This window comes from Nostocoides australiense Ben110, from assembly GCF_001050535.1.
GTDB lineage: Bacteria > Actinomycetota > Actinomycetes > Actinomycetales > Dermatophilaceae > Nostocoides_A > Nostocoides_A australiense.
Map to the genome: position 1 here is coordinate 3,173,288 of NZ_HG764815.1, position 3,316 is coordinate 3,176,603.

General features: G+C 70.7%; 3 protein-coding genes. 1 reads left to right on the top strand and 2 read right to left on the bottom strand.

Annotation, left to right across the window (positions count from 1 at the left end; all coding sequences use genetic code 11):
* Positions 1-747 (bottom strand): NYN domain-containing protein (locus BN11_RS15390; RefSeq protein WP_157044395.1); only part of this gene is annotated, 747 nt, incomplete at its 3' end.
* A gap of 97 nt (positions 748-844) precedes the next feature.
* A complete protein-coding gene (locus BN11_RS15395) occupies positions 845-2,017 on the bottom strand; it encodes a hypothetical protein (RefSeq protein WP_157044203.1) in 1,173 nt (390 codons plus the stop codon).
* 180 nt (positions 2,018-2,197) lie between these two features.
* On the opposite strand from BN11_RS15395, the gene BN11_RS15400 reads away from it, so the two are divergent.
* On the top strand, positions 2,198-3,169 hold the full coding sequence (locus BN11_RS15400; RefSeq protein ID WP_162213251.1) for a hypothetical protein: 972 nt from the start codon (positions 2,198-2,200) through the stop codon (positions 3,167-3,169).
* Positions 3,170-3,316: the final 147 nt, after the last annotated feature.

The window sequence follows — 3,316 nt, forward strand, 5'->3', positions numbered from 1 at the left end:
GTTCGGATGCGGCGCGGCCGGCTCGGCCGGCTCGCCAGGTTGGGCGGACCGGTCCGTCGTGTCGGGCGATGCGGCCGGCGCGGGGATCCCCTCGGCCGACGGCTCCAGGCCACCTCCGGGTGCGTCCTCGTGCGGAGCGACGGAGGCGGACTCGACGGACTTGTCCTCCCCGCCGGGAATGAGCGCCGGCGGCAATGCCACCGGCTTGACGGCGGCGTCGATCGTCGCGGCGTCGATGAGGATGACGTTGTCGGCCTCGCGTTGGAGGTTGCGCGCGACGGCGTGCGGGCGGCCGCGCTGATCGGGGACAGCCATGATGACGACCTGCAGGCCGTGGAACTGCGCCTCTTCGACGGCCTCGGTCAGGTCGTCGTCGCCGGAGATCAGATAGATGACATCGACGACCCGGTTGCGGCCGTAGGTGGCCAGGTCCAGGCCCATGCGCAGGTCGACGCCCTTCTGCTCGCCCGTCTGCGAGAGCCGGCCCAGCCGCAGCTTCACCCGCGGCAACAACCCGACATGCTCCTGGTGGATGTCCGGCATCCCGCCCGGACGACCACCCGAGTCGTACCAGTTGACCCGAAGCAGCGGCATACCGCTGTCCTGCTCGGCCTGCTCGATGACCCCGCGGATGAGCGACTCGTGATCGACCGTGACCCCACGGCGCAGCGAGGTCCCCGTCACGCGCGTCGCGGACGACGCGAGCAGGTAGCCGACGTCGACATAGATGGCGCAATAGGACCGCACACCGCCGATCCTTTCATCCCCGGCGGGGCCGAGCCGCGCCGGCGCGGATGGCGGTCCACCGGGGTGGGCGGCCATCCGCGCCGGGGTCGCGACCAGGTCAGCCGCGCAGGATCCCGGGCAGCGCCGTGAGGAAGAGCGCCTGAACCCGCTTGGAGGGCAATACGTTCGAGCCGTTCTTCAGTGCGAGGTCGGCGCCCCAGCGGGCGGCCCGGGCGCGCTGGGCGGGCGTGCCGTGGTGGCCGAGGGAATCGACGGAGCAGTCGCCGACCAGATGGGACACCGCGACGGTCCCGTCGATCTGCTTCGGCGTGAAGTTCAAGCCCTTGGAATGGGCATCGAGGTAGGCCCCGTAGGCATCGGCCATCAACTCCATCTTGCGCGTGTTCGCGGGGCTCTCGGTGGCCGGGTAGGCATGGTTCTCGAACTGGATGTGATGGCCGAACTCATGACTGAGCACCATCTGCGGACCCACGGCGATGTCATCGGTCCAGCGCAGCGCCTTGATGATGCCCTCGCCCATGACGATCCGGTCGCTGATGCCCCCGAAGTCCGGATCCCCTTCGCCGGTGAAGGCGAAGGCGTTGAGACTGAACAGCGGGTTCGTGCCGCCGCGCAGCGCCGGGGTGGCCTTGATGAGCCGGACGATCTGGGTCCCTGCTTCCTGCGCGTCCTTAGGGCTGACGCCGAAGACGACGCGCAGCACCCTGATGACGCGGGCGCGGTCGACGACCATGTCGCTGTGCATGCCCATGACGTCGATATCGCCGTTCTTGACATCCCAAAGCTGGCGGGCGGCGGCCATCGACTGGCGCACCTTGCCGACGGTGCCCGTCTCGAGCGAGTAGCGCGGGTCGGTCTTGGTGCCGCCGATGACGGCGTCGAAGGTGGGGTAACTCAGGACGCCGAGCACGGCGAGAACGAAGAGCGTGTCGTCCGGAACGCCCTTGAGCAGGGTCTCGATGTAGGCGTTGAGTTCGGTCTCCTCGCAGGTGGCGCGCTCCAGATAGGCGATGATCGCGTCCTCGGCGGGGCTGGGCTCGATGCCGGCCTTGTCGAGGAAGGCGTCCCGGTTGGCCTGCCAGTCGGCCGGCAGGTGGTCCAGGATCGCCCGCACCTGTGCCGCAGCGGCACGGTCGGTGGTCTGGTGCCGGGAGACGTCGTAGCGCTCCTTCGGCTGGTCCGAGGCGGTGCTGGGGGCGGCCGAGACCACGCTCCCCGCCAGGGTCACGCTCGCGAGCACTGCCGCCGCGCGCATCCGTCGTCCGTTCATGCCATTCCCCTCTGCAGTGGTCGGCGCCCCGCGACCGGGTCGGCGCCGGGGACGATTCAGGGTCCCGCCCGGACTCTAACCGAGGCGGAGCTGCTCGCCGCGCAGGCCCCCGTCGCGTTAAATGGAGTCCACCAGGGTCATCCACGGCCTTGTTCGACATCCCAGAAGGGGGACCGGCTCATGCAGCCGAAAAGGCGAGGAATCATCCCACTCATCCTTGGACTCCTGTTGATGTTCGTCGGGGCGCCGGGGCTGCTCGTCGGCGGCGCGACCTACGCCTTCAAGGGCGCGGCCGACGTGGCGAAGGCGGCGCCGGTCCACCAGCCCGGCGACACGGTCGCCCTCACGGCGAACGAGCCCGTCTTCGTACTCGTCGACGTCGGCCCGGGCAACGGCACGAGCGTCGAGACGGTCGACGGCACCATTCAGTCCTGCGAGATCGCGTCGAGCAGTGGGGCGTCGCTGACGCGTGACAGTGACACGAAGCTGCGGGCCACGTTCGACGGCCGCACGTGGGAGAGCGCCGGCGGCTTCACCGCGCCGGCCGACGGCGACTACGCCTTCACCTGCTCCGGCCCGACAAAGATCCTCACGGGCAACGACGCCGAAAAGCTCGGCGGCAAGACCGTGATGGCCGTGATCTTCGGTGTCCTCGGCTCGATCCTGGTCGGCCTGCTCGGCCTGATCCTGACCATCGTCGGCATCGTCAAGCTCGTCCGCTCCGGCCGCGAGCGCCGGATGGGCGGCGGCGGTTACGGCGGCTACGGCCAGGGCGGCGCCCCCTATGGCGCTCCGACCCAGCCCTATGGCGACCCGTCGATGGACCGCAACGCGTATGCCGTGCCGCCCCCTCCGGGCGCCTCGGGCACCTCCGCCCAGGGCACGTATGACAGTGTGCCGCCGCAGCCGTACGGCGCGAGTTCGCAGCCGCCGGCCTACACCCCGCCCAGCCAGGGCCCCGTCCCGCCGGCACCCGGCGGGTCCACGACGCCGAGCTTCCCAGCATACGGCGATGCGCCGTCCAGCCCTGGTGGCGGCACTCAAGGCGGCAGCACGGCATACGACGCTGACGGCAACCCCACCAGCGAACTGCCGAAGACCCCGCCGCCGCCCCCGCCTTCGGGTCCGACCTATCGGGACCCGACCGCCTGAGCGGACCACCCCACGCAAGACGGCACGGCCCCCGGCCCATCGCGGTCCGGGGGCCTTGCCGTGTTGCCTCGGCCGGCCTGTGCCATCGTCGGGCGCCGCGCGACGGGTCAGGACGCGGACGTGCTCGGGGAGGGTTCGGTCGCACCG

Excerpts from the sequence above, each read along its gene's own strand:
- BN11_RS15395 (WP_157044203.1), bottom strand. The coding sequence starts at position 2,017 with ATGAACGGACGACGGATGCGCGCGGCGGCAGTGCTCGCGAGCGTGACC.
- BN11_RS15400 (WP_162213251.1), top strand. The coding sequence starts at position 2,198 with ATGCAGCCGAAAAGGCGAGGAATCATCCCACTCATCCTTGGACTCCTG.